A 23,967-nucleotide genomic window follows, 5' to 3' on the forward strand; every position below is an offset into this window, starting at 1 on the left:
AAAGGCCCTCGACCGACCCCAACCGTGGGGGCAACCAGGCGGGAAGTCGCCGGTTCGACCCCAAACGGCCCGCGCACGCCCGGTTCCGCTCACAGCATCCCGGGCATCCGCCAGGCGACTCCTGCCGAACACGGCCTCGAACGCGCCCCGCCCCGCCGGCACATCACCCAGGCCGCGAGGTCACATCACATGCCCGCCCGCCCCGATGCGCGCGGCGTCGACCCTGACCGTCCCTTTCGTGGCGGACCAGGCCGATGTCACCAGCACCGGTCCACGCGAACAGGAGTCCGACCCTCGATATGTCGTGCGACATGGGCCGAGTGCACCAACCGCCCGCCTCCCGGGGCAGCCAAGACAGGCGGTCCAGACAGCCGTCACCCGGCCTGACCCCACCACACCTGCCCCACCTCGCACAAACGGTTACGCAGCCGACTAATATTGGCTACGATGTAGCCAATATTAGCTCTGCCGCCGTCAGGTACACGTGATGCCGCAGTACCCACGCTCCCCTTTAATACCTATTCGGCCTCAACAGGACATCACGGCCTGCCGACTCGGAAAAGCACAACCACGACCCTCCGCTCCTCCGGAGCGAATGGCACACCAAGGAGACCGGCATGACCGAGACGAGCGAGACCGACGGCAAGCACACCAAGGCCGACACCGAACGACTGGTCTTCTTCAGCGACGCGGTCGTCGCCATCGCACTGACCCTGCTGGCGCTCGAGCTGCCTGTTCCACACGGGGAGAGCGACAGCGAAGTGTGGCGAGCATTCCGGGAGTACCTCCCGGACTATGCGATGTTCCTGCTGAGCTTCGCGGTTGTCACCACGCTCTGGGTGGCACACAAGTGGCTGTTCGCCCGTATCGACGGGTTCAGCCCCCGGCTGCTGTGGTTGAACTTCGTCTGGCTGCTGGGGATCACCCTCGTCCCCTTCGCGACAAGGGTCTTCGTGGAGGACAGCGACTACCAGATCAGCGCCGTTCTCTACGCCACCGTCATCGGGGGCACCGGGCTGACTCTGATCAACACGGTGCGCCACTGCCGGGCCCGTGGACTGCTGCGACCGGATACGGCACCAGAGATCATGCGGCGGTTCCAGTTGTTCCTCACCTTCCCGACAGTCGCCTTCCTGCTCTCCATTCCGCTCGCGTTCATCACCCTGGAGGGCGCCAAGTACAGCTGGGCGGCGGTCTTCGGGCTCACCGCGTTGGCCGCCCGATGGGCGACCCATCCGGGGGCGAGACCGACCCGCGGACAGTCGGAGGGCACAGCACGTCGCCCGAGCGGCAAACGGTGACCTGCCTGCCTCCTGTCAACTCCACGGCGCGATGAGTCAGGGACCGCCGTGGACGACATCTCCGGTCAAACGTTGAGCCGTTGGGCGACCAGTCGGCACCCGTTGCACCGACCCAACATTACGGATACGTTGTAGTCGAAATGCTGCTCCAGACGCGGCCCCGGGTACCGGTGGACCCACATCGCCCCTTCCCGAAGTCACGGCATCAAGACCAAGAGGATGTGCTCATGACGGCTGCCTGCTCGGCCGGAGCGACGCCGAGTACGACCACAAGCGCCTCCGTGACCTGTCCTGACTCCGGTTCCGGGGGCCGCCATACCGCCTTGGGTGCGGAATGCGGTGGGCCTCCTCGGAGAATGACATCGGCGAAATCGACGTAACCGCGACCTGTTCACCCGGGACCCGGTGCTCCCCCACAGAGGTGCGCCCTGGCATGAGCACCGGCCTCCCGATGTGCACGACCAGGGCCGGGCCGACGCGGGTACTGGCCGGTGCACTGTCCGCGCTCTTCGACAGTTGCCAGGACCTGCGGCAGCCAGTCGTTATCCGGTCTGACACACCCGTGCCAAGAGCCCCCGAGCGTTTCTCGGCTCCCGTCAGACCGGAAGGCCATGTCGCCCAGGCCGCTCACATCGGCTGGGCCGCCGCCCCATACCGGCGCCCGATACATACCGCGTAGCTCTCCGAACAGCCGCCGGGCGCGCGCCGTCGCGCCACCAACAGCCAGCACACACGAGGAGTATCAGATGTCAGCACAGCAGGGGGTCGTCGAGGACCAGGCCCTGGTCGTGACCCGCGACTTCGTCGGCAGCCGCTCGGAGACGAACGACATCATGTCCAGGCTCTCGGTCGAATCGCAGGCCGCACTGCGCCAGTTCTCGTTGGAGCGCACGACCGGCTACGGGGTCGACTACTCGGATGCCGTGGAGCTGCGTGCCCGAGTGATCGAGGGTCAGGACTGGCGCTCGGCCGCCACGGACCTCGCGGACGTGTGCCTGCGCCGCGTCGAAGGTGCTCCGGAGGGCGCCGGCAGGCCCACGCGGATCGCGTACCTGCGCCGTGCGTCCGCCCTGCTGCGCATGAGTCAGATGATGATGCTGTCCGACACCGCCGAGCGCCAGGCGATCTTCACGCGGGCCGGCGAGCTCTACGCCAAGGCCGCCGAACTCAGCGCCGACCGCGAACGCGTCGTGATCGAAGCCGGCCGTGATCCCTTGGTGGGGTGGCTCGTCACCGCGCCCGACACCGCGGTCGGCTCAGCCGTCGTCATCGGCGGCGTCGAAGGCTGGGCCATGGATTTCGACAGCCTGGGCGAGTCGCTCGCGGAACGCGGTATCGACGCACTGCTGCTCGACGGCCCGGGGCAGGGTGAGACGAGGCTGACGCACAAGCACTACCTCACCGCGCAGTGGCGTGACGCGTACGCACGAGCCGTCGACTTCCTCGACGAGCGCGCGCCCGGCCGCCCGATCGGCTTCATCGGCAACAGCATGGGAGGCAGCTTCGCCATGGCCGTCGCGGGACAGGACACACGCATCCGGGCGTGCGTCGACAACGGCGGCATCCACGCGCCGTGGCTCGTTCCGCCGACCATGGGAACCTTCTTCTCGAAGATGGTTGCCGCGTGCGGAACCGAGGACGCGAACCGGGCGGTGGACGTCTGGAAGACCGTCACACCCCTCGCCGACGGACCCAACGCCGGATATCCGCTACTGGTCGTACAGGGCGGCGACGACCCCATGATCTCAATGGACCTCGCCCAGATCCTTCTCCAGGGCGCGCCCACGGACGACAAACGGATGGTCATCTTCTCCGACGGCAACCACTGCGTCTACAACCACAAGCACGACCGTGACGCACTCGTCGCCGACTGGACCAGGGCGCGTCTGTGCGGCCTGCCGAGCCCCGAGATCGCTAACTGACACAAAGGACCGCACCGATGCAGATCACCGACGCACAGATCCACCTGTGGACGAGCGAGAGCGCACCCCCGCACCACTGGCGCGCTCCCTACACCGTGGAGGCCGCCCTGCATGACATGGACGAGGCAGGCGTGGACCGCGCGGTCAACTGTCCGGCGATCTGGGACGCCGCCGCGAACGACTACGCCGTGGAGGCTGCGAAGCAGCATCCCGAGCGGTTCGCGACCCTGGGCTGGTTCCCTCTCGACGAAGCAGCGGACGAGTCCCTCGTCGATGCGTGGCTGGCCAAACCCGGCATGCTGGGCCTTCGATTCGTCCTCGCGGCTCCGGAGCCAGCCAACCGTCTCGCCTCGGGCGGTCTCGACTGGCTGTGGGCGGCAGCCGACCGGCGCGGGATCCCCGTCGGTCTCATGGTGCTGCCCCCGTCCCTGCCCGCCGTCGGCGACATCGCCGGCCGATACCCTCAGATGCGCCTGATGATCGACCACCTCGCGGTCAACCCCTTCGAGAAGCTGCCCGACGCCGCCGCACATCTCGATGCCCTGCTCGCCCTCGCGCGCCACCCCAACATCGCCGTGAAGGCGACGGCCGTACCAGGTATGGCAACGGATCCGTACCCGTTCGCAGGCACACACAGCATGCTGCGCCAGGTCTTCGACGCGTACGGCGCCGAGCGGATGTTCTGGGGCAGTGACATCACGCGTCTCCCCTGCTCGTGGCACGAGGCGGTGACGATGTTCATTGAGGAACTGCCGTGGCTGCGAGGTCGCGACCTGGAACTGGTCATGGGCCGCGCCGTGGCGAACTGGATCGGCTGGCCCTGAGCGGCAGAACAGTCCGCGGAGGACAGACGTAGCGCCGATACCGCGCAGCAGCGCACGCCGGTCACGAAACCGCGAACCGCGGCCCTCCGCTCTGGGGCACATTGATCCGAAAGCTCGCGGCCGACTGGCCCGCCCCCTCATGGCCTCGCCGACCGGAGCCGCCGATCGCAGAGGATCTCGACGTCGGCTCCCACGACGAGCGACCGCGTCTGGCGGCCATGGCTGTCGCAATCCAGGCGGCTGTGAGCCCTTCGTACTGATATCGGTCGCCCCCGCACGCAGCGCCCGGAAGAAGGGGCGGGTAGCAGACCTGCCGCCCGCTCAATGCCCCATGGCTGCTTCAGACTCCTGCAGCGCGTTGGATCTGGCCCGTTCCAGCCCATCGAGGAGCAGGCCCAGGCCGAACCAGAACTCGTCGTGCAGCGGCACGGAGGTCAACTCGTCGGCGGCAGCGATCGTGGCCGGATAGGTCGCCGGGTCGAGCGAGTGGTAGTAGTCCCGCAGCTGCGCGTGGTCCTCGGGCCGTGGGGCCCCGGGACCGTGCTGCTGGATGGCGAAGCCGATCACGTAGTGCCCGATGGCCGTGAAGGCACGGGCGGACAGTTCGACCGGGAATCCGTGGCTCAGGAAGAGAGTGATGAGCCGTTCCCTGGCTCGGAGAGCGTTGGGACCGACAGGGACCTGGGCCGCCAGCAGCGACAGCGCGTTGGGGTGTCGGCACAGAGTGCCGTAGAAAGCCTCCGCTACGGCGTTGACAGCTTCCCGCCAGGACAGGCCGTCCAACTCCTCGGGCGGAGTGCGGACTTCGCCCAGGATTCTGTCGGCGACCAGGGCGAGGAGTTCGTCCTTGCCGTTGAAGTGCCGGTAGAGCGTAGCCGTGCCCGAGTCCAGGGCATCGGCGAGCATACGCAGGGTCAGAGCCTGGATTCCGACTTCGTCGATGAGCTCCAGAGCCGTGGCCACAATGCGGCCGACGTCCATCGGAGGACGCCCGCGCCGGTACACGGGAGCAGGAGTCCGGCTCGCCCACCAGCCAGCACTTCCCGCAATGGGCTGGACCTCCGAAGTCATGAAGCAATCACCCTTGCGACCAGATCGATTGAGGACACGTGTCAAATACAGGAGTTTCGGCATTATCGTATCCGTTTTCGACACCGACACGACAGGAAGCCTCCACACCAGGGCACCAGGCGAGTCGAGCCGCGCAGCGACTGCCAAACGAGGTGCTCCCGGCCCACGGCACGCCCAGTCCCCAATCGTGAGCACCACGTCCGCAATGGGCACGTCCGCTTTCACTGCTGTTCGCTGAGCCGCCTCCCAGGTCGCGGGCCGCAAGGCCTCCGGTGGCGATGAAGCTGAGCCCGAATTGCACGCACAGCAGCCTGACCGGCCGTGTACCAAAGCGGCTGACGCTTCCGGCAAGGCCTGCCGCAGCGTCAGCCGGTCGAAGAGCGAGTCTCCCGAGCTATGTCATGGTCGTTCGGTTTGGTCAGTCGGTGGTGAGGACGGGACGGGGGCCTGCGGGGGCTGTCCATGCCTGGCTGATGTGGGCGAGAGGGTAGGCCTGGGCGTCGACCTTGACCTTGCCGTCGGTGATGAGTTGTACGTAGGCGGCGACCTGGGTGAAGTAGCGGCGCATGTCGAAGGAGCCGATGCCGCTGCCCGTGAGGCGGAAGGGGCGGCTGCGCAGCAGGGAGGCGGGTACGGTTGCCTGTTCGCCGGCCGCACCGCCGATCTCCACGTAGCTGGTGGCACCTCCGGGGATGGCGGCCAGTGCATGGAAGGCGGCCTCGGCTGCGCTGCCCCACAGGAAGTCCAGGACGAGGTCGGGAGCCTTGCCGTCGAGGGCCGCGCCGATGGCCGCCGCGTCCGCGTCCGCCGAGCCGGTGATCTCGATGGTCTCGGCGCCGAGACCGGCCACGCGCTTGAGGTCGTCCGCGCCGCGGCCCACGCCGATGATGCGCCGCACACCGAGCGCCTGGGCGTTCTGCACGGCGAGGCCGCCGGCCGCACCCGTCACCCCGATGATCATCACGGTGTCCGGTGTGCCGTGTTCGCCGACGTGGGCGGTGAGCGGCATCCAGGACGACATGCCCGGGTTCACGCCCGCCGCCACGGCGACCGGGTCGGCCCCGGCCGGAAGCGGCAGGGCCATGGTGATGGCCATCCGCTCGGCGAACGTGCCCCAGGGCTCCTCGACGTCGCCGGTGTACACCAGCGTGCCGTCGGCGGTACGAGCCACCGCGTCCACGCCCGGAACCAGCGGGAACTGTCCCGTGCTGCTGTAGTGCCCACCGGACGCCTTGGCCCGCACCACGGGATGGATCGCGGTCGCCACCAGCTCCACGATCTGCCCGCCCGGACCCACCTCGGGCTCGGGAAAGTCCTGGTACTCAGGCACCGCGCCACCCGCCACCGCCACCACTGCTGCCTTCATCACTGGCCTCCTTCGATTTGATGACACTAAGCACTCGCACCGATCCCAACTGTGACCCGGACGCTCGCGACCGGGACGGGAGGGTCGAGCGGATCGCTTTACGGATACATAGTAGCCATAAAAAGCGGGGATACGCACATCCGTCACGGATCCGCTGCGAGCCAAACGAGTCGACCCCGGTGCCTGATCACCGGCCGGGCGGAGCCGCGCGACATCAACGACTCGGAGATCCTGCGTTGGATGGCCGAGGATCCTCTCCACGCGGAGCACGCCCGCACGTTCGGGGCGCACTCACTGATCGCGGTGCCCATCCTCGCTCAGGACACGGTCGGGGTCAGGACCGGTGCTGGCACAGCAGTCGGCAAGAAGGCCGTCAACGGCCGCGAGTGCTCCCCGTAGTGCCAGCAGATGGCGGTCGCTCCGACTCTCCCGCTGCCGGGCAGCGCGGACGTAGTACGCGCACTCGTGCAAGTGGGGGCCGGTCACCCGGCCCCCACTTTGATCTTCAGTTGTGCCTCGTCCGAGTGGTCGGCGGTATAGCTGTGTACCCATGGTGACACGGCGTACTTGTGTGTCGGTGGGCTGTCCGACGACTTCTCAGGAGTCGGGGAACTCAGGTGCGGGCGGGGTGGCTGTCACGACCTTGTTCGGGTAGGCGGCCACCAGCGGGTCGGTTACCGACGAGGGGGCGTCGGTCTCCACCACCACTCGGTCGGACGCCCCGTCGTAGCGGACTGCCACGGAGTAGTCGGTGGTGGCACCGGCAGGCTGGATCTGCTGCACGGCCGCGGTCCCGATGTTCTGGATCTGGGCGAGAGTGAACTGAGGGCTCTTCGAGGTGGTGGGGGTGGGCCAGGAAGCCGGTATCTGCCCGCGGTCGGACGTCCAACCCGGCGGCTTCTGCAGGTTGGTGATGTCACCGGTGAAGTCCGAAGGGAAGACGATCTTCGGACCCACGTTGGGGTCGTCAAACGCGGCGAGTGCACAGTTGTAGTCGGCCAGGGCCTGCACCTGCTGCCACTGCAGTTCCGTCGTGACCTCCTGTACGCCGCTCGCCGGCGTCGCGGTCGTGGCCAGGGAGTTGGATGCGGCGCTTTGGTCCGGCCTGCACTTGCCCGGCGACACGGCGTCGGTCTCGATCACGAGCTTGCCGGCGTACTGGGCGGCCAGGGAATCGGTGACCGATGCGGGAGCGTTGGTTCGCGCCACCACCTGGTCGATGCTCCCGTCGTAGAAGACGTCCAGCCGGTAGGTGGTGTCATTGTTGGGCTGTACCTGTGCAGTGACCGCGTCCTTGAGGTCGGAAACCTGCTGAAGGGTGAACAGCGGGCTCTTCACGGTCGCGGGGGTGGGCCAGGAGGTGGGGGTCTGCCCGTACTGATCCGTCCAGGCAGCCGGGACCTGTAGGTTGTTGATGTCGCCGGTGTAGTCCGACGGAAAGACGATGACGGGTCCCACGTCGGGGTCCTGGAACCTGTCGAGCGCTCCGTTTTCGGAGGCCAGGGCCTCCACCTGCGACCACTGCTCCTCGGCCCCCGTGGCGATCGTCAACGTCTCGGAGGAGGAAAGAGCACGGTTGTAGACGCGGAAGTCGCGCATCCGGCCGTGGAAGTACAGGTCCGAGGAGTACAGCGAGCGGCCGATGTAGTCCGCGGTCGTCGTCCCGCCGCCGATGCTGCCCGGAGTGATCGTCACGTTGGTGTTGCGGGCCTTCTCCACGCCGTTCTCATACAGGATCCCGGTGTTTCCCGTCTGGGTGTACGTCACGTGCTTCCACATGCCGCGCGCCAGCTGGTACGAGTAGCCGGGCCGGGTCTGCTGCTCGGAGTGGAAGTCGCTCGTCGTGATCCCGGTGCGGAACTGGTTTCCGGTGGAGAACAGATAGCCGTTGCCGCTGCTGCCGCTGGAGTTGCCGAACCCATACAGGACGTAGGGCTTGCCCATGGTGCGGTCGATCCACACGTTGAAGTCGATGCTGATCGAGTTCAGGCCGGCCATGATGTTGTTCGGCACCTTGACGTAGGTGTCGGAGCCATTGAAACCCAGCCCTTCCTTTCCGCCCCAGTCTGCGGTGCCGTTGACTGCGCCGTCACGGCCGTTGCCCGAGGAGTCGTGGACGACGGTGCCGGACGTCTCGTCGAGCTTGTAGCGCAGCAGCAAGCCGTTGGTGATCTCGGCCTGCGCCGGCACGGCGCTTGTCAGCGCCGTAGCGGCCAACACCAGAGAGAGGGCGGCGACGAGACCGGCGGACGTCCACCGTCGCGTCGGCGTCTGGGTGGCTGTACGCACTACCCAGGGCATAAGTCTGACATGCATTGGTTACCTTTCGGAGGAGCTGCACAGTTACCTGATGGGACGACTGCGGGTACTCAGCCGGCGCCACGCGACCGGCAGGTGTGGATGTGAACTTGGGAGCCTGCCCATGCAAATCCCGGGCAGGCCGACAGCCCAGTTCTGCTGCCTTCGGCACCTACTGGAGCGCATTGTCCAGCGACCGGAGCGACCGTATGTCAGCGGCCCTTCGCTGTGTTCAGGACATAATTCGCGTACATGATCGCTGTATAGATAGCGCGTTGTACGGCCTGACCGTTTTCGCCTCGCACCCAAGCCCAGAGCGGAATCGGGTCCCGATATCCCACTTCATTTTCATGCGAGCGCATCAGGCTGTTGTATCGGGCACTGAGAGCGCCCCAATTCTGCTCGTTGTTCACAAACCCGGCGGGGAAGGGATAGGTCTGATGCCCGTTGGCGCCGATGTAGAGGGCGAGGCTGTCCCGGATGGGACGGAACCGAACAGCCTCCGAGATGAACTGGGTCGCCGACAAGGCTCCGCGCGCTCTGGTGCGGGTGTCCGACCCGCGCAGGAGTTGTCGGACCATGTCGTCGACTTGCTCAAAGTTCCAGCCCATGCCCGCACGAGTCCTGCCAGACTCTCTCTCCAGGTCAACGTAACTCTCACCGGCGACTCGGCTGACGCTCGCGGCGTCGTACCAACCGGCGGCGTTGTTGTGTCGTGCGTCACTGCGCTGCCGTTCGGCCTGGGGTATCGAGCGGGTGCCGAGATAGCGGTAGACGTTATCGGCGTCCCACCAGCCGAGGAGGTACATGTTCGAGCGATCGAACTGCAGGCGGACCCACTCGGAGTTGTGGCTGTTGTGGATGTCCACCTGGAGGTAGCGCGCCGGGTTGTTCGGCATGGTGTGGTTCACCTGAACGCCGGTGCCCCGCGTCGAAGTGCTCCCGCCGTCGGAGATCAGATTGCGGATGCTGTTGATGAAGGCCACGTAGTCGGCGCCGTGGATGCTGCTGGCGTAGTACGTGGGATTGCCGTCTTCCGCGTGCGCCTTCTGCCCTCCGAAAGGGCCGACCAGGGTGCCGATCAGCGCGAGCACAAGGGCGGCCATGAGGGCAGCGGTGCGCGGCTTGGCGATGGCGCCATGGACGAGGCTCCCGGCGCGATGGCGCGGTGGCGCGACAGCGCGTTGGTTGCGTGAGGTTCCCTGAGGTTCCTCAGCGATGACTGGCTCTGTCATGTTTGCGTTCTCCAGGGTGTGCGATGCGCTGGCTTGTCCGCCCGCTTCGCGTGGGCGGGGGTGTGGGGTAATCACGTCGGGGCGAGCTCACCGGCACTGGACCAGGGCCCCGCAGTTGGCGCCCGGCAGGGGGCGCAGCGCCGCCGAAGGGGCGAGTTCCGCCCGCTGACCTGGCGCGGCACAAGCTTGGTCGTAGGACGCACCCCGGGCCATAGGCACTTCTACCGACGGGTATGGGTCAATCCGCCGCCTTCGGTACTTTTACGGAGACCTACCGAGTGGGGCCTGCCCACCGAGTGGTGACCTGGCCCAGGAGTCGACACAAGTGGAGCGGCCGTCATCCGCTTGGCGCCGCCACGGACCTCACGCATGCGTCGGCGCCTCGCCCGCCCGCCACCGCGCGTCGCGGGCGTCCCGTGCGGCCACCCACGTAGTCCGTGGAGCGGGCGGTCTTCGTCACCTGGCGCAGCAGCGTCACCGGTGTTGGACGACTCTCTGTATGAGTACGAGAACGGGGGTTGGCGACACTCTCGTTGGACATGAGTGCCGACCTTGTTGAGGAGTCTGGTCTTGCTTCGTCCGCGACGACACGGTGTGCACGAGGTGGAGGTATGGAGTGTTCATCGTCGACACCGATGTCGTACGCATGGAACGCCAGTTGCGGGCGGGTGAGTTGGCCTGTCCGTCGTGCGGGGCGGTCCTCGCGCCCTTGACTGACGTTTTCAGGAATCCTCATCACCGTGGGGGCACGGCAGGCCGCGGGAAGTACGCGGTGATCTCGGGGCCGATGGTGTACCTCGTCGTGGTGTACAAGATCAACTGGCTGGCTTGTTCCGGGTGTTGGGTGGTGCGGGGGCGCTTTCGGGGCCGGGCTGGAGATAGCGGCCCTGGGAATAGGACACCGCCGGGTGGCCGTGCACCTGGGCTGGCCGAAAGGGGGTGCGGTACCTGCCACCGGCCCACAGAAGTGTGCACGCTGATGATCTTGTAGCTGTTACCGACGACAGTGATGCTCCACCGCCCCTGGCGTGCCAGTGCTCTGCGGCGGTGCCGTTGGCGGTTCCGAAGGCGAAGTTGTCGAGGAGCAGGCCATTGCGGGCTTTGGGTGCAGTTCGCGCCTGATACAAGATTTTCGTAGCCGGTCATCGACGGTGGGGCGTCACCGGCGCGCCGTCAGAGACTGCGACGGGAGTGGGTGACGAGGATGACGCGCCTTGCGGGGCAACCGGATGTCGGACCTGCCCGTTGCTCAGCTTCAGGAGCAGATCGCTGCCTCTCTTGGCGAAATTCTCTCCTGCGGCACCATCGCCACCTGTCGGGGCCTCATGCCGTGGTGGACTCCCCGCACGCCAGGGTGGCTGTGGCCAATTTACCCACCAGTGTGGCTTGCACCGTCCAGCCTGGTGCGAGGGTGTCGAGGATCCGCAGCCCCAGCCCGAACCCGTGCCGGTCGTCGTCAGGTACCCGACCTCGGCGTTCGGACGGTGCGCATGGTGCCGGATCGTGTACCCGAACCCGGATCTGGTCCGACGTACTGACAATCTGCACGATCACCGGCGTCCACGGCCCGCCCACCCGCACCGCATTGCCCACCAGTTCATTCGCAACCAGCCGGGCCACGTCTGCGACCTGCTCGTCGGCCCCGGTCGAGGTGACGGCCTCGAAGACATACGCGCGCATCTGCCGCATGTGCTCATGGCTCGCGCTCATGTGCAAGACCAGCGCGCCCGACCGTATGGTCACGTAGAAGCCGCATCCGGCCACCCGCGGCGGGCACAAGGGCGTTGATTCGGACGAGGCGGCAAGGCTGTGTGCATCGTGCATAGCGTGTGCTCCCAGGTGCGATGAGGGAGGAAGCAGTCCCGGAGGGTTACCGGATCTGCCCAGGATCGCCTGTGCCGTGATCAGCCGTGCGCCGGCCTGCCGACGTCGGTGACTATGGCTTCGGCCGTACTCGCATGGGTTTCCATCTGACGACCTGTGGCGCTCACGACAAGCCGTGGCCCCGGTTCGACCCATGCCACGAGGATCGGCGCACAGCCAGGCCGGGGACCATCGGCATTTTTGCTGAGCGCTACTGAGCGGGGGCCCTGTTTTCGGTCCACCATGTGGCGATCTGGGCACGGGAGCCGAAGGCGAGCTTGGCCAGGATGTTCTGGACGTGACTGTCGATCGTGCGCGGGGAGCGCCCGAGCCGGGTGGCGATCTGCTTGTTGCTCATGCCTTGCGCCACCAGTGCGGCGACGTCTTGCTCCCGGTCGGTGAGCGCATGGGAGGCCGGGTCCGCGACGGCTTGATCGACCGCGTGGTCCGTGTCCAGAGCCAGTGCGATGGCCCGGTGTGGGTTGTCGCAGGAGCTGCCTTCGGTGATGGCCTTCTCGTAAACGGCCGGGCCTAGGGCAGCGATGATCGCCTGTTCGCAACGCGCGTGAGGTTCGGCGAACGCTCCGGCGGAGGTGGGGTTGAGCTCACGGGTCAAGGGGCGCACGGCCCCCAGGAGCCGTGCCGCCTGCGCATGATCGCCGAGGGCGGCGGTGCTCCATGCCAGTACCTCCAGCGTCGCGGCCACCCCAGCGAAGTCGCGAAAGCCCCGCTGGATCTCCAGGCTGGACCGCATCAACGCGTTGCTCTCCTGGCCATTGCCGCGAAGCCAGGCTTGATAGCCCAGCACCCACAACGCATAGGAACGGCTCAACCGCTCTTCATGAGCCTCCGCCGTGATTACCGCGCTCCTACCCGTCGCCGCTGCGCGCGGGTCGTCGAGATAGATCTGAGCGAGTGCCAGCTGGAAGAGCCATTGCAGTGCCTGCGCCCCATCGTTCAGCAGGGCGTGAGCGGCCACAGCATCCTCAAGCAGCGCTGCGGCCTGCACCGGCTGTCCTCTGTACAGTGCCGACGAACCGCGGACGCCTTGGACGTATGCGAGGACCTGTGGATCTTTCAACTGCTCGGCCAGCCCGGCAGCCTCATCCAGCCACCGGTCGGCCGTATCGAGATCGCCCTGCATCACCGCCACCCAGGCAGCAGCCCACAGCGCCGTTGCCCGAGCAGGGACCGGCGTGGCCACGGCGGTGAGCGCCCGCTCGAACTGACGACGTCCCTCGCTGAGGAATCCGTTGCAGCACCAGTGGAAACGCAGTGCCGCGGCCAGCCCAAGCCACGCTTGGCCATCGCCGGGCTCCGAGGCCTCATACACCTGACTCGGTTCCGCGGTGCCCGCGCCCACTGCCGCGACGGACTGCGACGTGGTTGTCTGTGCCTGCGCCGCGTAGTCCAGGGCCGCCAGCAAATTGTCATGCTCTGCCCGGAGCCGGGCCATGGCCTGTTCCTGACCGGGGCCGAACCAATCGGTGGCTGTGCCTTCGGCCAGGGCAAGGTAGAAGTCGCGATGCCGCCGAAACAGCCGCGCCTCCTCACCGCTCTCGGCGAGCCGCTCCCACCCGTATTGGCGGATGGTTTCCAGCAGGCGATAACGCGGTGGTCCCTCCCGTTCCGTGGTCAGAACGATGGACTGGGAGACCAGCTGGTCGAGGAGATCCAGCACCTCGTGCCGGGAAATTCCGTCGCCCGCGCAAACCCCCTCGGCTGCGTCCAGGGTGAAGTCACCGACGAAAGCCGACAACCGGTTCCACAGCAGCCGCTCGGCAGGCGCACACAGCTCATAGCTCCAGTCGATCGCCGCCCGCAATGTACGTTGCCGCGGCAACGCGGCCCTACTGCCACTGGAAAGCAGTGTGAATCGGTCCTTCAAACGGTCCACCACTTGCTCCACACTGAGTATCCGCAGTCGGGAGGCAGCCAGCTCGATTGCCAGCGGTAGCCCGTCGAGATCAGTGCAGAGCCGCAAGATCTGGGCCCGGTTCGCCTCGGTGATCCGGAAGGCCGCGTTGACGGCGGTGGTGCGGTCCCTCAGCAGTTCAACCGCGTCCTCCGGTGCCAGGGGCGGCACAGTGAAGACCCATTCACCCGTCAGCTGCAGCGTCTGGCGGCTCGTAGCCAGAATGCGCAGCTCCGGAGCGGCCGACAACAGTGCCATCGCCAGATCGGCGCAGGCACCGACCAGATGTTCACAGTTGTCGAGGACGATGAGTGCCCGACGCCCTGCCAGATACCCGGTGAGCCGCTCCATGTCCGACCGGGCGCCAAGGTCGGGCAGCTCCAGCGCGGTCGCGGCTGCGCTTGCCACCGCCCCCGGATCCCGCACAGAGGCCATGTCCACCAGCCAAACCCCCTGCGGGAAGGTCCTTCCACCAGCGCCCGCAGCCTCCAGCGCCAGCCGAGTCTTGCCCACCCCGCCCGCCCCGGTCAGCGTCAGCAGGCGGGTCGCCCCGAGCAGGCGGCGGACCTCGGTGACCTCACGCCGCCTCCCCACGAAGCTGGTGATAGCCGCGGGCAGCTCCCGCACCTGTGCGGTGTCGCTTGTCACCGTTCACCTCGACGATCTCGGAGGTACAGCCGGATGCTCGTCACGCCACGGCCGCGCTACAGAAGCCCGCTCCTCGACGACAGCGGCGGCGTCGAGGACCCGGTCGTCCGCGAACCGCCCGCCGATGAGCTGAACGCTCAGCGGAAGGCCGTAGCTGACGACCACGGGCACCGTCACCGCTGGAACACCGAGCACTGGTACCGCTGTCATCGGCCGCATGGCTCCGAGGAGTCGCAGCGCGCGGTCGTGGTCGGTCACAGGTCCGCGTCCTGCTCGAAGGGGAGTTCGATGCTGACGGGTGTGAGCAGGAGCCGGTCGGAGCCCAGTAGCTCTTGGACGCGGGTGACAAGTGTGGCGCGCCGTGCCCAGCCCTTGATGTAGTCCTCAAAGGAGGGCGTGCGGCCCCAGATGGCCACCTTGTCGAAGTCTACCGCGGCAGTGCGCACGAGGTTGTGGGCGAGATTGGTCACCGACACTTCTTTCCGGTTGTTGATCGGTGTCCGACGGGCTCCCTGCGGGCTGGGTGCTCAGCGCAACCGCAGCAGTGATTGCGGGGTGAGGTCGGCGAGAGTCGGGTAGCCGTCGACGGCCATGATCAGGTCGGCTTCGGCGAGAAGGGAGCGGAGTACGTGGACGATGCCGTCCGTGCCTCCCAAGGCCAGGCCGTATGCGTACGGTCGGCCTACACCCACGGCGGTGGCGCCGAAAGCGAGGGCCTTGACGATGTCCGCGCCGGAGCGGATGCCCGAGTCGAAGAGCACGGGCAGGCCGTCCGCTGCGTCCAACACGCCGGGCAACGCGTCGAGGGCGGGCAGGCCGCCGTTGGCCTGTCGGCCACCGTGGGTAGAGCAGTAGATGCCGTCGGCGCCGGCGTCCTTGGCCCGGCGTACGTCCTCGGGATGGCAGATTCCCTTGAGGATCAACGGCAACTTCGTAAGGGAACGCAGCCAGGGCATGTCGTCCCAGGTCAGCGGATTCCCGAAGATCTTCGCGAAGTGAGCGACCGCGCCAGGCATGTCCTGCTCCGGGGATCGGGGAAGGGCGGCGCGGAAGACCGGGTCGGAGATGTAGTTCGCCAGGCAGAGTCCACGCAGCTGAGGAAAGTTGCTGGTGGCCAGGTCGCGGGGGCGCCAGCCGGTGATCCAGGTGTCCAGCGTGACTACGATGGCCTTGAACCCGGCGGACTCGGCGCGCTGGACCATGCTTTCCGCCAGGGCCCGGTCGGTCGGCGTGTACAGCTGGAAGAAACCGGTGCTGTCCCCGAGCTCCTTGGCCACGGATTCCATCGGGTCGACGGAGAAGGTGGAAGCCATCATCGGCACTCCGGTGCGGGCGGCGGCGCGGGCCGTAGCAAGGTCTCCATGGCCGTCCTGGGCGCACAGCCCGATGACACCGACGGGCGCCATGAACAATGGCGTCGAAAGCCGCATACCGAAGAGGTCGATGGACAGATCACGCCGTTCGGCGCCAACCATCATCCGCGGCATGAGACCCCATTGCCCGAAGGCGTTCACATTGGCGCGCTGGGTGTGCTCATCCCCGGAGCCGCCCGCGACGTAGGACCAGATGGCCGGGGGCAGCACTGCCTTGGCCCGCTCTTCGAGGTCGGAGAACGTCATCGGCAGCACGGGCAGCACTCCGCGCAGGCCGTCGGCGTAGATCTGTAGCTGGTAGTCGCCGTATTGCTGAGTCATCCAGGTCGTCCTCTCATGGGGCCGTCGGCCGGGGGTGGTGGGGGCAGGAGGTGACACACCGTTCAGCCAGGCAGGGAGCGCGCAGTCGCACCCGCCGTGCTGACCTCCTGGGCCCTCTGCTGCGGCTACGGCGTGGTCAGCGCGATGTGGAGGGCGGCGAGGGCACGACTGCGGAAGGCTGTCATCGAAGCAGCCCTGCCATCGAGCAGTTCGTCGGCGCCGTGGTACATGCCCGGCTCGACGAGCAGCTCGCACTCGACGCCCGACTCACGCAGGCGGCGGGCGTATGCGACGTCCTCGTGGTGGAACAGGTCGATGTCGCCCACGCCGATCCACGCGGGCGGTAGCCCGGTGAGGTCGCCACGCCGTGCGGCAGCGATGTAGGGGCGCTCGTCCTGATCCCGGGGCGGGTGGCCCAGGTACGCGGTCCAGGCGAAGTGGTTGGACGCCGCCGTCCAGGTGTAGGCCCGTCGGCCGGGGGCTTCGGCGGGCAGGACGGTGCGGTCGTCGAGCATCGGGTACAACAGCAGCTGGAAGCGGACCGGGACTTTGGTGTCGTGGGCGCGTTGGACCACTGTGGCGGCAAGCCCGCCGCCGGCGCTCTGGCCGCCGACGGCGATGCGGGCGGGATCGATGCCGAGGTCGGTGGCGTTGTCGTGCAGCCATCGCAGAGCGCGGTAGCAGTCGTCGAGCGCGGCGGGGTAGGAGTTTTCCGGTGCGAGCCGGTACTCGACGTTGACGACGAGCAGACCGAGTTCTTCGGCGATGCGGCTGCACAGCACGTGGCAGTCCCGAGCGGCGCCCATGATGGTTCCGCCACCGTGGATCCACAGCAGCGCTCCGCTCGGCGTGGGCCGGGTGGCGGCCTGGTAGGTGAGCACGGTGACGGCGGGTGCGGTCGCTGTGACGGGGACGGTGTGCTGTTCGACTTCGACGCCCGCTCTGATGGCGGAGCCCGGAAAGGGCAGGCGACGGCCCAGGGCCAGGGTGGCGGCGTTGGTGAAGCTCAGCGGCAGATACAGCACGGGGTGCCGCAGCTCGGGCGGGATGGCGGCAAGTGCCCGGCGGCGCACGACAATTCCTGCAGCCGCGGCGAGAGCCGCCCCGCAGCCCAGCGCACCGACGACGTCGAGAAGGGGCATGGGGGTGGTCTTTCTGTGAGCGTGGGTGAACTGTTCGGTCAACTGGTGGTGAGACGGAGTACGAGGACGGCGACGGACGCGGCGCCGAAGAGGAGAGCGGGTACGACTGCCTTGACCGGGTCCTTGGCGCGCAGGTGTGTGGCAACGGCGCCGAGGATGAGGAGGCCGAGTCCTGCGGCGGCGGCCACGCCCAGGGGTGCCCAGTACAGGCCGATGACCAGTCCTGCGGCGCCCGCGACTTCGAGCAGGCCGACCATGCGGAAGGCGGGGACCGAGTAGCCGTGCTGGCGGGCATTGTCGACCGCTGTCGGCTGGGCGAGGACCTTGGGGAGTCCTGCCGCGACGAAGCCGGCGGCGAGGAGGATGGCGAGAACTGCTGTGGCGATGAACATGGTGGTAGCTGCCTTACGGGGGGGTTGTCCTGATCAGGGGGTGGCGGAATGGCGGTCAGCTGCAGGGGTTGGTGAGGGAGCCCAGGCCTTCGATGGTGGAGCGCAGCACGCTGCCGGTGGTCAGGTAGCGGGCCGGGGTGCGGGAGAAGCCGACGCCCGCGGGGGTGCCGGTGAAGATCAGGTCGCCGGGGGTGAGTTCGCAGATCCCGGAGAGGTGGCTGATCAGGGTCGGGACGTCGAAGATCAGGTCGCGGGTGCGGCCGGACTGTACCGTCTGGCCGTCGAGGGTGCAGGTCAGGCCGAGGTCGGCCGGGTCGGCTTCGTCGAGGGTGGTGATCCAGGGGCCGATCGGGCTGAAGGCCCGGTGGCTCTTGGCCAGGCTGAACTGCGGGGCTGTTCCTGCCATCTGGCCGGTGCGCTCGGAGATGTCCTGGCCGACGCAGCATCCGGCGACGTGGTCGAGCGCCTTCTGGGCGGGGATGTCGCGGCCGCCTTCGGCGATGACGACGACGAGTTCGATCTCCCAGTCGCAGGTCGGGGTCGGCAGCGGGATGTCCGCGGCTGGTCCGGCCAGCGAGCTGGGAAATTTGGTGAAGACGAGCGGTACGTCGGGGACCGCAAGACCGGTTTCGGCGCTGTGATCGCGGTAGTTCAGACCGACGGCGAAAACTTGCGCCGGGCTGGTGACCGGCGGTCCCAGACGGGTGGCGTCCGTCTCCAGCATGGCTTGCGTCGTCGTCGGGTCCGGGGCCGGTCGAGTGGCGGCGAGCCAGTCACGGATCTCGAAGATACGTGCGACAGCGGAGTCGGGGCGGGCCGGGAAGCGGCCGCCGGAGGCGGTTTCGAGGTCGATCACGCCCTCCGGGGTGACGACGGTGGCTCGGCCGTCCAGGTTGGCGAGTTTCATGAGGGTGTCCCTTCGGGGCGGGACCCGCAGCACAGGCGGCGTGCCCCGGCGGCGGCAGTCGTCAGTCCTGTGGTGTGACGGGCGGCTCGGTGTCGCTGAGCATCGCCCGCAGATCCTCGTCGGAGGCGCTGGCGATCACTTGGTAGATCTCGTCCGAGTAGTTGAGGTGGGGCTTGGCCCGGTTCAGCGCCGGCAGCGGTACCGGCTCGGCGGGCCGCTGGTAGTTGGCCGGCCGCCGGTAGCGGGCGAGGTCGTCCTCGTCGATGCCTGCCAGGGCGACGACTTCGGGGTCGATCCAGGCCCGGTCGTCGATCGCTCCGCCGCAGGTGAGCTCCAGTGCCAGCCCCTCGGGCCCGGCGAAGTAGACCGACTGGCAGAACCCGTGGTCGATCGGGCCGAGCGCCATGATGCCGCGGCTGCGGATCCGGTCACGCAGGGTGAGCAGCTCCTCGACGCTGTCCACATGAAAGGCGGCGTGCTGCATTGCACCGGCGGTCACGGGACCGGAGGCGTTGCCGGCATGGGTCAGACCCCACTCGATCTTTTCCGGGTTGTCTGGCTGCTGGACGAACGCGACGTACGAGGAAGGGTTGAGCTCCAGGAAACCGTGCCAGGCACCCTCGGTGCCGTGCATCCAGTACAGCGCCTTGAGCTCGCAGCCCAGGACATCGGTGAAGAACTCGATCTGCGCCTTGATGTCACAGGTGGCGATGGCCAGGTGGTTGACCCCGCGCGGGTGGACGGTCATGTCGATCACTCCTTCGTGATCAGGAGGTGGGAAGGGTGGCGGTGCGCAGGCTCTTCTGGCACCAGTCGCGCACCACGCGGGCGTAGTCAATGGTGTGGAAGAGCATCAACTGGTGGGCGCCGTCGGGATGGACGTACAGCTCCACGGGCCCACCGGTGGCGGCGACGACGGAGCGGGCGACCTCGGGGGTGAAGACGGGATCCTTCTCGCCGACGGTGAACAGGATCGGCTTGGTGTTGTCCGCGAGCGGTACGGCCGGGTCGTAGCGCATCATCGACCCCAAGGACGCGAACTCGTAGGTCCAGGTGTTGAGCGGGTCCTCACGCTTCTGGCGCTCGGCGCCCCGGTAGCCGTAGTCGGTGTCGAAGTCGGTGAAGCGGCCGATGTCCAGCTGCAGCGCGTCGCCGAACTGCTCGACCATGCGTTCGTACGCCGTCGTACGGAAGGGATTGTCGGCCGGGATCACCGGCGACGAGGGAATCGCAAACCCCATCAGCACAGCCCCGGTGAACAGGTCGGAGGCCGCGTAGGCGCCGTAGGCCGCGCCCGTGCCGAGCGAGGATCCCTTGACGAACACCGGCAGACCCGTCTCGTCCGCGATGTACTCACCTACATCGACGGCCGCCTCCACCCACTCCTCCAGAGTGAACCGCCCGGCCGGTCGGGTGGTGCGCGAACGGCCGTGGCCGGGCGCGTCCATGCACCACACCTCCGCCCCGAGCCCGGCGTAATGGGTGGCGAAGGTGTCGTAGATCCCTCCGTGGCCCCCGGTGCCGTGCTGCACCAGCAGCACGTGATCTGCCTGCGGATGGGCGAATCGGTAGACGAAGCTCTCGCCGACCATGTGGTTCTCACGTTTCATCACTGGCCTCCTCCGGCGGGCGTCCACACAGCCCCGCCTGATGTTGATGAGTATCAACTTTAAATTGATGCCCGTCAACATCTCAGCTAGGGTGTTTCCCATGACCATCCCGAACGCGCGGCTCGGCCGCCCCCCGGCGGAACTGGCCCCCGCCACACTCGACGAGATCCTCGGCGCGGCCCTGCGGATGTTCGCCGACAAGGGCTACGACGGGGCGTCGGTCGCCGCCCTCAACCGCGAGCTGGGCGTCAGCCACAACCTGATCCACCAGCGCTTCGGGTCGAAGGAGAAGCTCTGGTACGCCACCGTCGACTGGGCCTTCGGCGCCATCGCCGCCGAACTGCTGCCCGAGTTGGAGGACACAACCGGCGGCCCCCTGGAACAGACCCGCCGCATCATCCGGCGCTTCGTCCACGTCCACGCCGGGCGCCCGGAGGTGCTCCGGCTGCTCAACGTCGAGGGCGTCGCGGAGACGCCGCGGCTGTTCCACCTGTACGAGCAGCATGTCGAACCGACGCTGACCGCGCTGACCGCACCGCTTCGCACACTCATGGACGAGGGAAAGATCGCCCCGGTGCCGGTCCGCACCCTGCACTTCCTCGTCGCGCACGGCGCCAGCGCCCCCTACAGCCTGCTCGGTCTGGCCCGCCGCATCGGACCCGGTGACCCCCTCGACCCCGGGGCCATCGCCGAGCACGCGGACATGGTCGCCGACCTTGTCCTGGGCGGACTCCAGTGGCGGACGGCCGCCGCCGGGGAGCAGCCGTGAAAGTCACCCTGACCTTCGACAACGGCCCCACCGCACCGGTCACCTCACAGGTGCTGGACACCCTGCAGCGCTACGGCGTGCGGGCGACGTTCTTCCTGGTCGCGCAGAACCTGCGACAGCCGGAGAACCGCGCCGCGGCCGAGCGGGCAGCCGCCGAAGGCCACTGGATCGGCAACCACACCCTGACCCACACGGTCCAGCTCGGCGACAGCGACGACCCCCGCCTGCCCGAACGGGAGATCGGCGAGGCCCAGGAGCTCATCGGCGACCTAGCCTCTCCCGGCCGGCTGTTCCGGCCGTATGGCGGGGGCGGCATCCTGGACGGCAAGCTGCTCAGCCCGGCTGGGCTGACCTATCTGCAGCGCAACGCCCACACCTGTGTGCTGTGGAACTGTGTCCCCCACGACTGGGACCAGCCCGACCAGTGGGTCGACCGCTGCCTGCAGGACGTCACCACCCGCGAGTGGAGCCTCGTCGTCCTGCACGACCTGCCCACCGGCGCCATGGATCACCTGCCCCGCTTCCTCGACGGCCTGCGCGAACTGGGCGCCGACATCGTCCAGGACTTCCCGCACAGCTGCGTCCCCCTCCAGGCCGGACGCCTCACGCTGCCAGTCGATCATTTACTGACCCGCTGACCAGATCATTCGAGCTGCACCAGGGAGGGCCGGACGCTGAGCTTGACTCTGAAGCTTCTGGGAATCTTGGAGTCTTCAGTTGCGCCAGCCTGATCACCAGGGGCGCTCGGGCCGTTTCGGAGACCGATGCCGTTACCGATGTCCCCGTTGCCTCTCCGTCCGCGGTCCGGTGAACAGATCCGTCTCCGACCACGGCGCCGCGGAGACCACGCGTTTCCCGGTGATTCGCTCCGTAGTCAGCCAGCCGGTCTTCGTCATCGAGCAGAACACGCTGCTGAACCCGGACGGCAAGAAGAAGATCAGCGGCCGGGAGGACAGCGGCAAGCATCCGCGTCACCTCACCCGCGTTCAAGACCACCTCGAAGGCGGACGTGTTGGACGAGAGCGACTTTCCCGCGGGCGCCATCCACGCCCAGGACGACCCGGTCACCCCCGAGGACTGCGACTGACCGAAGGCCATGTCCTCCAAGGGCACGGAAGATCCAGCGGCAGGCCGTACGCCTCGGCGCGTTGCCGGATCTTCCCCGGCCGAAGAGAGCTCGTCTCAGGATCACGATCGGTGCTGAACCAGAGGTCCCGGTCGCTTTCCCCGGCCTGCAAGCACCGATACAGGCACCGCCAACAGGTCTGCGCGGGGACGAACTCCCGCTCCAGAGACAAGTCGACAGCAAATGTCGTGGTGGAGCATCCGCAGAATGCCCTGCAGATGCATCGGGTCCGCGTGCCTGGACGCCGACGGTCTTGGGCACCCACCGCGCCGGAAACTGGGACGGAAAGGACCGGGATGGCGGCATCGACGCCCGCGCCCTGGACGACAGCTGGTGCCACCTCGCCCCGGAAACCGCGGCCGAGCTCAGCGGTGACGTCGCAGGAGGGCAGGTCAAGAACGACAACACCAATGCCCCTGTCGACCGCGTCCGGCGCAACTCCTCGAAGAGCGAGTACCGCCAGCCCGGCTGCTCCCGCGAAACCGGCTACCGGGCCAAGTGCCTCGCCGCCGTTTCCCGCAGCGGGGGGCGCCGGCGAGATTCCACGCATCCACCTCAACGTCAGCCCGGCGGAGCGGATCCCCCGTGGGTTGGCGGCTCCTTGGCGCCCAGCCATAGCAGGACGGCCGATGTGCGGTTGGAGATTCCGAGCTTGCTGTAGACGCTGGTGAGATAGTTGCGGACGGTCTTCCTCGTAAGGGACAGTCGCTGCCCGATCTCCGCGACTCCGAATCCGGATGCCAGCAGATCCATTACTTCGCGCTCACGTGGTGACAGTGCCATTCGCAGTCGCGCCTCGTCTCCGACAGGGCCGAAGCCAGGAGAGACGCCTTTTTGCAGTGCGGAACTGGCAGTCGGGGAAAGGCATGTGTGTCCTTCCGCAGCGCTCGTTGCCGCGATCGTCAGGGCGCGACTGCTGATGTCCCCGTCGACCAGGTAGCCGATGGCTCCGAGTTTCAGGGCGGTGGTGACCTGCTCGGTGTCGGCAGTGGGACAGACCAGGAGCACGGGCAGGGAGCGCTCGCCCATTGCCTCGCGCAACCGGGGCAGCTCGCTGAGAGGATGCCGGCAACGCAGCACGACCACATCCCATGAACCGCGTCTGAGAGAGATGTAAGGGGGACGCACCCACCGCACGCTCAGCGTCGTGCTGTCCGCCCCTGGCCACTCCTGACACGGCCAGTCACCCTCGTGGCACGCCACGGCCACGCTGACAGCGCCGGGTTGGTGCGGGGAGTGCTTCTTCACGCCGCTGCCAGGTGGGAGGTGAGGTAAACAGCGACGAGCAGTGCCAGCACGGTTGCGGGTGCGAACTTCTGCGGCCCGTCGCCGTGTCGCAAGTGGATGATGAGGGCGCCAGACATCAGCAGCATCAAGCCGGTACCGGCGAGTGCGCCGAGCAGCGGTACGGCCAGGCCAAGGAGCAGCCCGGCCGCCGCGGCGGCTTCGAGTACGCCTATGACCTGGTAGGCCGTGGTGGAGAACCCGCTTTCCACGGCCAGTTGGCGCGCCTTCGGCAGAGCCAGGATCTTGGCGGTGCCCAAGGCGAGAAAGGACACCGCGAGCAGCACGGCGAGGACCACGGATGCGACGTTCATGGGGTGACCTTTACCTTCGTTGCGATCATGCGACGCCGGTGAGCGGCGCGACCTGGATCTGCGAAGATCAGTTCGGCGGGGTGCCATCAGTGCGACCCCGTACGCGTGCCGTACACCGTTCTCGTGGAGTTGGTTCGGCGTTGTCGAATGGCCAACCGGTGCGGCTGCCGAAGTGCTGCCGGTGTCCGGCCAAAGGCCGCCCAGCAACGACCTCTCCTCCGCCGGCGTGAGCGCCCGTCCGTCTGGCTCCACACCTTCCTAGGGGCCAACAGGCTGTCGGCCACCG

Annotated in this window: 22 protein-coding genes; 6 read left to right on the forward strand and 16 right to left on the reverse strand. The window is 67.5% G+C overall.

The features are described from left to right. Positions 1–617: 617 nt before the first annotated feature. The 3 genes from CW359_RS01045 to CW359_RS01055 all read left to right on the forward strand — a co-directional run bounded on the left by CW359_RS01045 (position 618) and on the right by CW359_RS01055 (position 4,047). Positions 618–1,301, forward strand: coding sequence for a TMEM175 family protein (locus CW359_RS01045; protein WP_105967750.1), 684 nt, complete (start codon positions 618–620; stop codon positions 1,299–1,301). 746 nt (positions 1,302–2,047) lie between these two features. Then, positions 2,048–3,223, forward strand: a complete 1,176-nt coding sequence (locus CW359_RS01050; RefSeq protein WP_157968452.1) for an alpha/beta hydrolase — start codon at positions 2,048–2,050, stop codon at positions 3,221–3,223. 17 nt (positions 3,224–3,240) lie between these two features. Further along, entirely contained in the window at positions 3,241–4,047 is an 807-nt protein-coding gene (locus CW359_RS01055) for an amidohydrolase family protein (protein ID WP_105967752.1), read from the forward strand. Between the two features lie 321 nt (positions 4,048–4,368). Here CW359_RS01055 and CW359_RS01060 read toward each other — a convergent pair whose 3' ends face one another. Together CW359_RS01060 and CW359_RS01065 are read right to left on the reverse strand one after the other, a co-directional pair. Next, positions 4,369–5,181 carry a TetR/AcrR family transcriptional regulator gene (locus tag CW359_RS01060; RefSeq protein ID WP_332874957.1) on the reverse strand — a complete coding sequence of 271 codons (813 nt, stop codon included), beginning with the start codon at positions 5,179–5,181 and terminating at the stop codon, positions 4,369–4,371. Positions 5,182–5,536: 355 nt separating this feature from the next. Further along, positions 5,537–6,484 (reverse strand): zinc-binding dehydrogenase, encoded by a 948-nt coding sequence (locus CW359_RS01065; protein WP_105967754.1) that lies wholly within the window; start codon positions 6,482–6,484, stop codon positions 5,537–5,539. A gap of 240 nt (positions 6,485–6,724) precedes the next feature. Here CW359_RS01065 and CW359_RS45090 point away from each other — a divergent pair, with 240 nt between their 5' ends. Continuing rightward, positions 6,725–6,883, forward strand: a complete 159-nt coding sequence (locus tag CW359_RS45090; RefSeq protein WP_157968453.1) for a hypothetical protein — start codon at positions 6,725–6,727, stop codon at positions 6,881–6,883. Positions 6,884–7,081: 198 nt separating this feature from the next. On the opposite strand, the gene CW359_RS46200 is transcribed toward CW359_RS45090, so the two are convergent. The 12 genes from CW359_RS46200 to CW359_RS01120 form a co-directional block, all read right to left on the reverse strand. Beyond that, positions 7,082–8,773 (reverse strand): LamG domain-containing protein, encoded by a 1,692-nt coding sequence (locus CW359_RS46200; protein ID WP_232838149.1) that lies wholly within the window; start codon positions 8,771–8,773, stop codon positions 7,082–7,084. A gap of 221 nt (positions 8,774–8,994) precedes the next feature. Beyond that, positions 8,995–10,017: a ribosome-inactivating family protein gene (locus CW359_RS01075; RefSeq protein WP_105967756.1), complete on the reverse strand. Its 1,023-nt coding sequence runs from the start codon at positions 10,015–10,017 to the stop codon at positions 8,995–8,997. A 1,323-nt stretch (positions 10,018–11,340) separates the two neighbouring features. Beyond that, complete coding sequence (locus tag CW359_RS01080) at positions 11,341–11,841, reverse strand: ATP-binding protein (RefSeq protein ID WP_105967757.1); 501 nt, start codon at positions 11,839–11,841, stop codon at positions 11,341–11,343. A 250-nt stretch (positions 11,842–12,091) separates the two neighbouring features. Next, on the reverse strand, positions 12,092–14,443 hold the full coding sequence (locus CW359_RS01085; protein WP_105967758.1) for an ATP-binding protein: 2,352 nt from the start codon (positions 14,441–14,443) through the stop codon (positions 12,092–12,094). A gap of 3 nt (positions 14,444–14,446) precedes the next feature. After that, positions 14,447–14,701, reverse strand: coding sequence for a hypothetical protein (locus tag CW359_RS45705; RefSeq protein WP_198655027.1), 255 nt, complete (start codon positions 14,699–14,701; stop codon positions 14,447–14,449). Further along, on the reverse strand, positions 14,698–14,913 hold the full coding sequence (locus tag CW359_RS45710; RefSeq protein ID WP_198655028.1) for a hypothetical protein: 216 nt from the start codon (positions 14,911–14,913) through the stop codon (positions 14,698–14,700). Before CW359_RS45710 ends, CW359_RS45705 begins: the two co-directional genes overlap by 4 nt. Before the next feature lie 57 nt (positions 14,914–14,970). Continuing rightward, positions 14,971–16,137, reverse strand: a complete 1,167-nt coding sequence (locus tag CW359_RS01095; RefSeq protein WP_105967759.1) for an alpha-hydroxy-acid oxidizing protein — start codon at positions 16,135–16,137, stop codon at positions 14,971–14,973. 125 nt (positions 16,138–16,262) lie between these two features. Continuing rightward, a complete protein-coding gene (locus CW359_RS01100; RefSeq protein ID WP_105967760.1) occupies positions 16,263–17,279 on the reverse strand; it encodes an alpha/beta hydrolase in 1,017 nt (338 codons plus the stop codon). A gap of 38 nt (positions 17,280–17,317) precedes the next feature. Beyond that, positions 17,318–17,671 (reverse strand): DoxX family protein, encoded by a 354-nt coding sequence (locus CW359_RS01105; protein WP_105967761.1) that lies wholly within the window; start codon positions 17,669–17,671, stop codon positions 17,318–17,320. Between the two features lie 55 nt (positions 17,672–17,726). After that, on the reverse strand, positions 17,727–18,578 hold the full coding sequence (locus CW359_RS01110) for a fumarylacetoacetate hydrolase family protein (RefSeq protein WP_105967762.1): 852 nt from the start codon (positions 18,576–18,578) through the stop codon (positions 17,727–17,729). A gap of 61 nt (positions 18,579–18,639) precedes the next feature. Continuing rightward, on the reverse strand, positions 18,640–19,326 hold the full coding sequence (locus CW359_RS01115; RefSeq protein ID WP_105967763.1) for a VOC family protein: 687 nt from the start codon (positions 19,324–19,326) through the stop codon (positions 18,640–18,642). Between the two features lie 19 nt (positions 19,327–19,345). Continuing rightward, positions 19,346–20,188 carry an alpha/beta hydrolase gene (locus CW359_RS01120; protein WP_157968454.1) on the reverse strand — a complete coding sequence of 281 codons (843 nt, stop codon included), beginning with the start codon at positions 20,186–20,188 and terminating at the stop codon, positions 19,346–19,348. Positions 20,189–20,288: 100 nt separating this feature from the next. Here CW359_RS01120 and CW359_RS01125 point away from each other — a divergent pair, with 100 nt between their 5' ends. Together CW359_RS01125 and CW359_RS01130 are read left to right on the forward strand one after the other, a co-directional pair. Next, positions 20,289–20,957 carry a TetR/AcrR family transcriptional regulator gene (locus CW359_RS01125; protein WP_105967765.1) on the forward strand — a complete coding sequence of 223 codons (669 nt, stop codon included), beginning with the start codon at positions 20,289–20,291 and terminating at the stop codon, positions 20,955–20,957. After that, positions 20,954–21,595 (forward strand): polysaccharide deacetylase family protein, encoded by a 642-nt coding sequence (locus CW359_RS01130; protein ID WP_105968185.1) that lies wholly within the window; start codon positions 20,954–20,956, stop codon positions 21,593–21,595. The genes CW359_RS01125 and CW359_RS01130 overlap by 4 nt, the downstream gene beginning before the upstream one ends. Before the next feature lie 1,049 nt (positions 21,596–22,644). Here CW359_RS01130 and CW359_RS01140 read toward each other — a convergent pair. Together CW359_RS01140 and CW359_RS01145 are read right to left on the reverse strand one after the other, a co-directional pair. Beyond that, positions 22,645–23,169, reverse strand: coding sequence for a response regulator transcription factor (locus CW359_RS01140; protein ID WP_232838150.1), 525 nt, complete (start codon positions 23,167–23,169; stop codon positions 22,645–22,647). A 158-nt stretch (positions 23,170–23,327) separates the two neighbouring features. Continuing rightward, a complete protein-coding gene (locus CW359_RS01145; RefSeq protein ID WP_105967768.1) occupies positions 23,328–23,681 on the reverse strand; it encodes a DoxX family protein in 354 nt (117 codons plus the stop codon). Positions 23,682–23,967: the final 286 nt, after the last annotated feature.

Source organism: Streptomyces geranii, assembly GCF_002954775.1.
In the GTDB taxonomy this organism is placed as follows: Bacteria; Actinomycetota; Actinomycetes; order Streptomycetales; family Streptomycetaceae; genus Streptomyces; species Streptomyces geranii.

What these genes read in the sequence shown, in the direction of transcription:
- CW359_RS01045 (WP_105967750.1), top strand. Translation starts at nt 618, where the DNA reads ATGACCGAGACGAGCGAGACCGACGGCAAGCACACCAAGGCCGACACC.
- CW359_RS01050 (WP_157968452.1), top strand. Translation starts at nt 2,048, where the DNA reads ATGTCAGCACAGCAGGGGGTCGTCGAGGACCAGGCCCTGGTCGTGACC.
- CW359_RS01055 (WP_105967752.1), top strand. Translation starts at nt 3,241, where the DNA reads ATGCAGATCACCGACGCACAGATCCACCTGTGGACGAGCGAGAGCGCA.
- CW359_RS01060 (WP_332874957.1), bottom strand. Translation starts at nt 5,181, where the DNA reads ATGCCGAAACTCCTGTATTTGACACGTGTCCTCAATCGATCTGGTCGC.
- CW359_RS01065 (WP_105967754.1), bottom strand. Translation starts at nt 6,484, where the DNA reads ATGAAGGCAGCAGTGGTGGCGGTGGCGGGTGGCGCGGTGCCTGAGTAC.
- CW359_RS45090 (WP_157968453.1), top strand. Translation starts at nt 6,725, where the DNA reads ATGGCCGAGGATCCTCTCCACGCGGAGCACGCCCGCACGTTCGGGGCG.
- CW359_RS01075 (WP_105967756.1), bottom strand. Translation starts at nt 10,017, where the DNA reads ATGACAGAGCCAGTCATCGCTGAGGAACCTCAGGGAACCTCACGCAAC.
- CW359_RS01080 (WP_105967757.1), bottom strand. Translation starts at nt 11,841, where the DNA reads ATGCACGATGCACACAGCCTTGCCGCCTCGTCCGAATCAACGCCCTTG.
- CW359_RS01095 (WP_105967759.1), bottom strand. Translation starts at nt 16,137, where the DNA reads ATGACTCAGCAATACGGCGACTACCAGCTACAGATCTACGCCGACGGC.
- CW359_RS01100 (WP_105967760.1), bottom strand. Translation starts at nt 17,279, where the DNA reads ATGCCCCTTCTCGACGTCGTCGGTGCGCTGGGCTGCGGGGCGGCTCTC.
- CW359_RS01105 (WP_105967761.1), bottom strand. Translation starts at nt 17,671, where the DNA reads ATGTTCATCGCCACAGCAGTTCTCGCCATCCTCCTCGCCGCCGGCTTC.
- CW359_RS01110 (WP_105967762.1), bottom strand. Translation starts at nt 18,578, where the DNA reads ATGAAACTCGCCAACCTGGACGGCCGAGCCACCGTCGTCACCCCGGAG.
- CW359_RS01115 (WP_105967763.1), bottom strand. Translation starts at nt 19,326, where the DNA reads ATGACCGTCCACCCGCGCGGGGTCAACCACCTGGCCATCGCCACCTGT.
- CW359_RS01120 (WP_157968454.1), bottom strand. Translation starts at nt 20,188, where the DNA reads ATGAAACGTGAGAACCACATGGTCGGCGAGAGCTTCGTCTACCGATTC.
- CW359_RS01125 (WP_105967765.1), top strand. Translation starts at nt 20,289, where the DNA reads ATGACCATCCCGAACGCGCGGCTCGGCCGCCCCCCGGCGGAACTGGCC.
- CW359_RS01145 (WP_105967768.1), bottom strand. Translation starts at nt 23,681, where the DNA reads ATGAACGTCGCATCCGTGGTCCTCGCCGTGCTGCTCGCGGTGTCCTTT.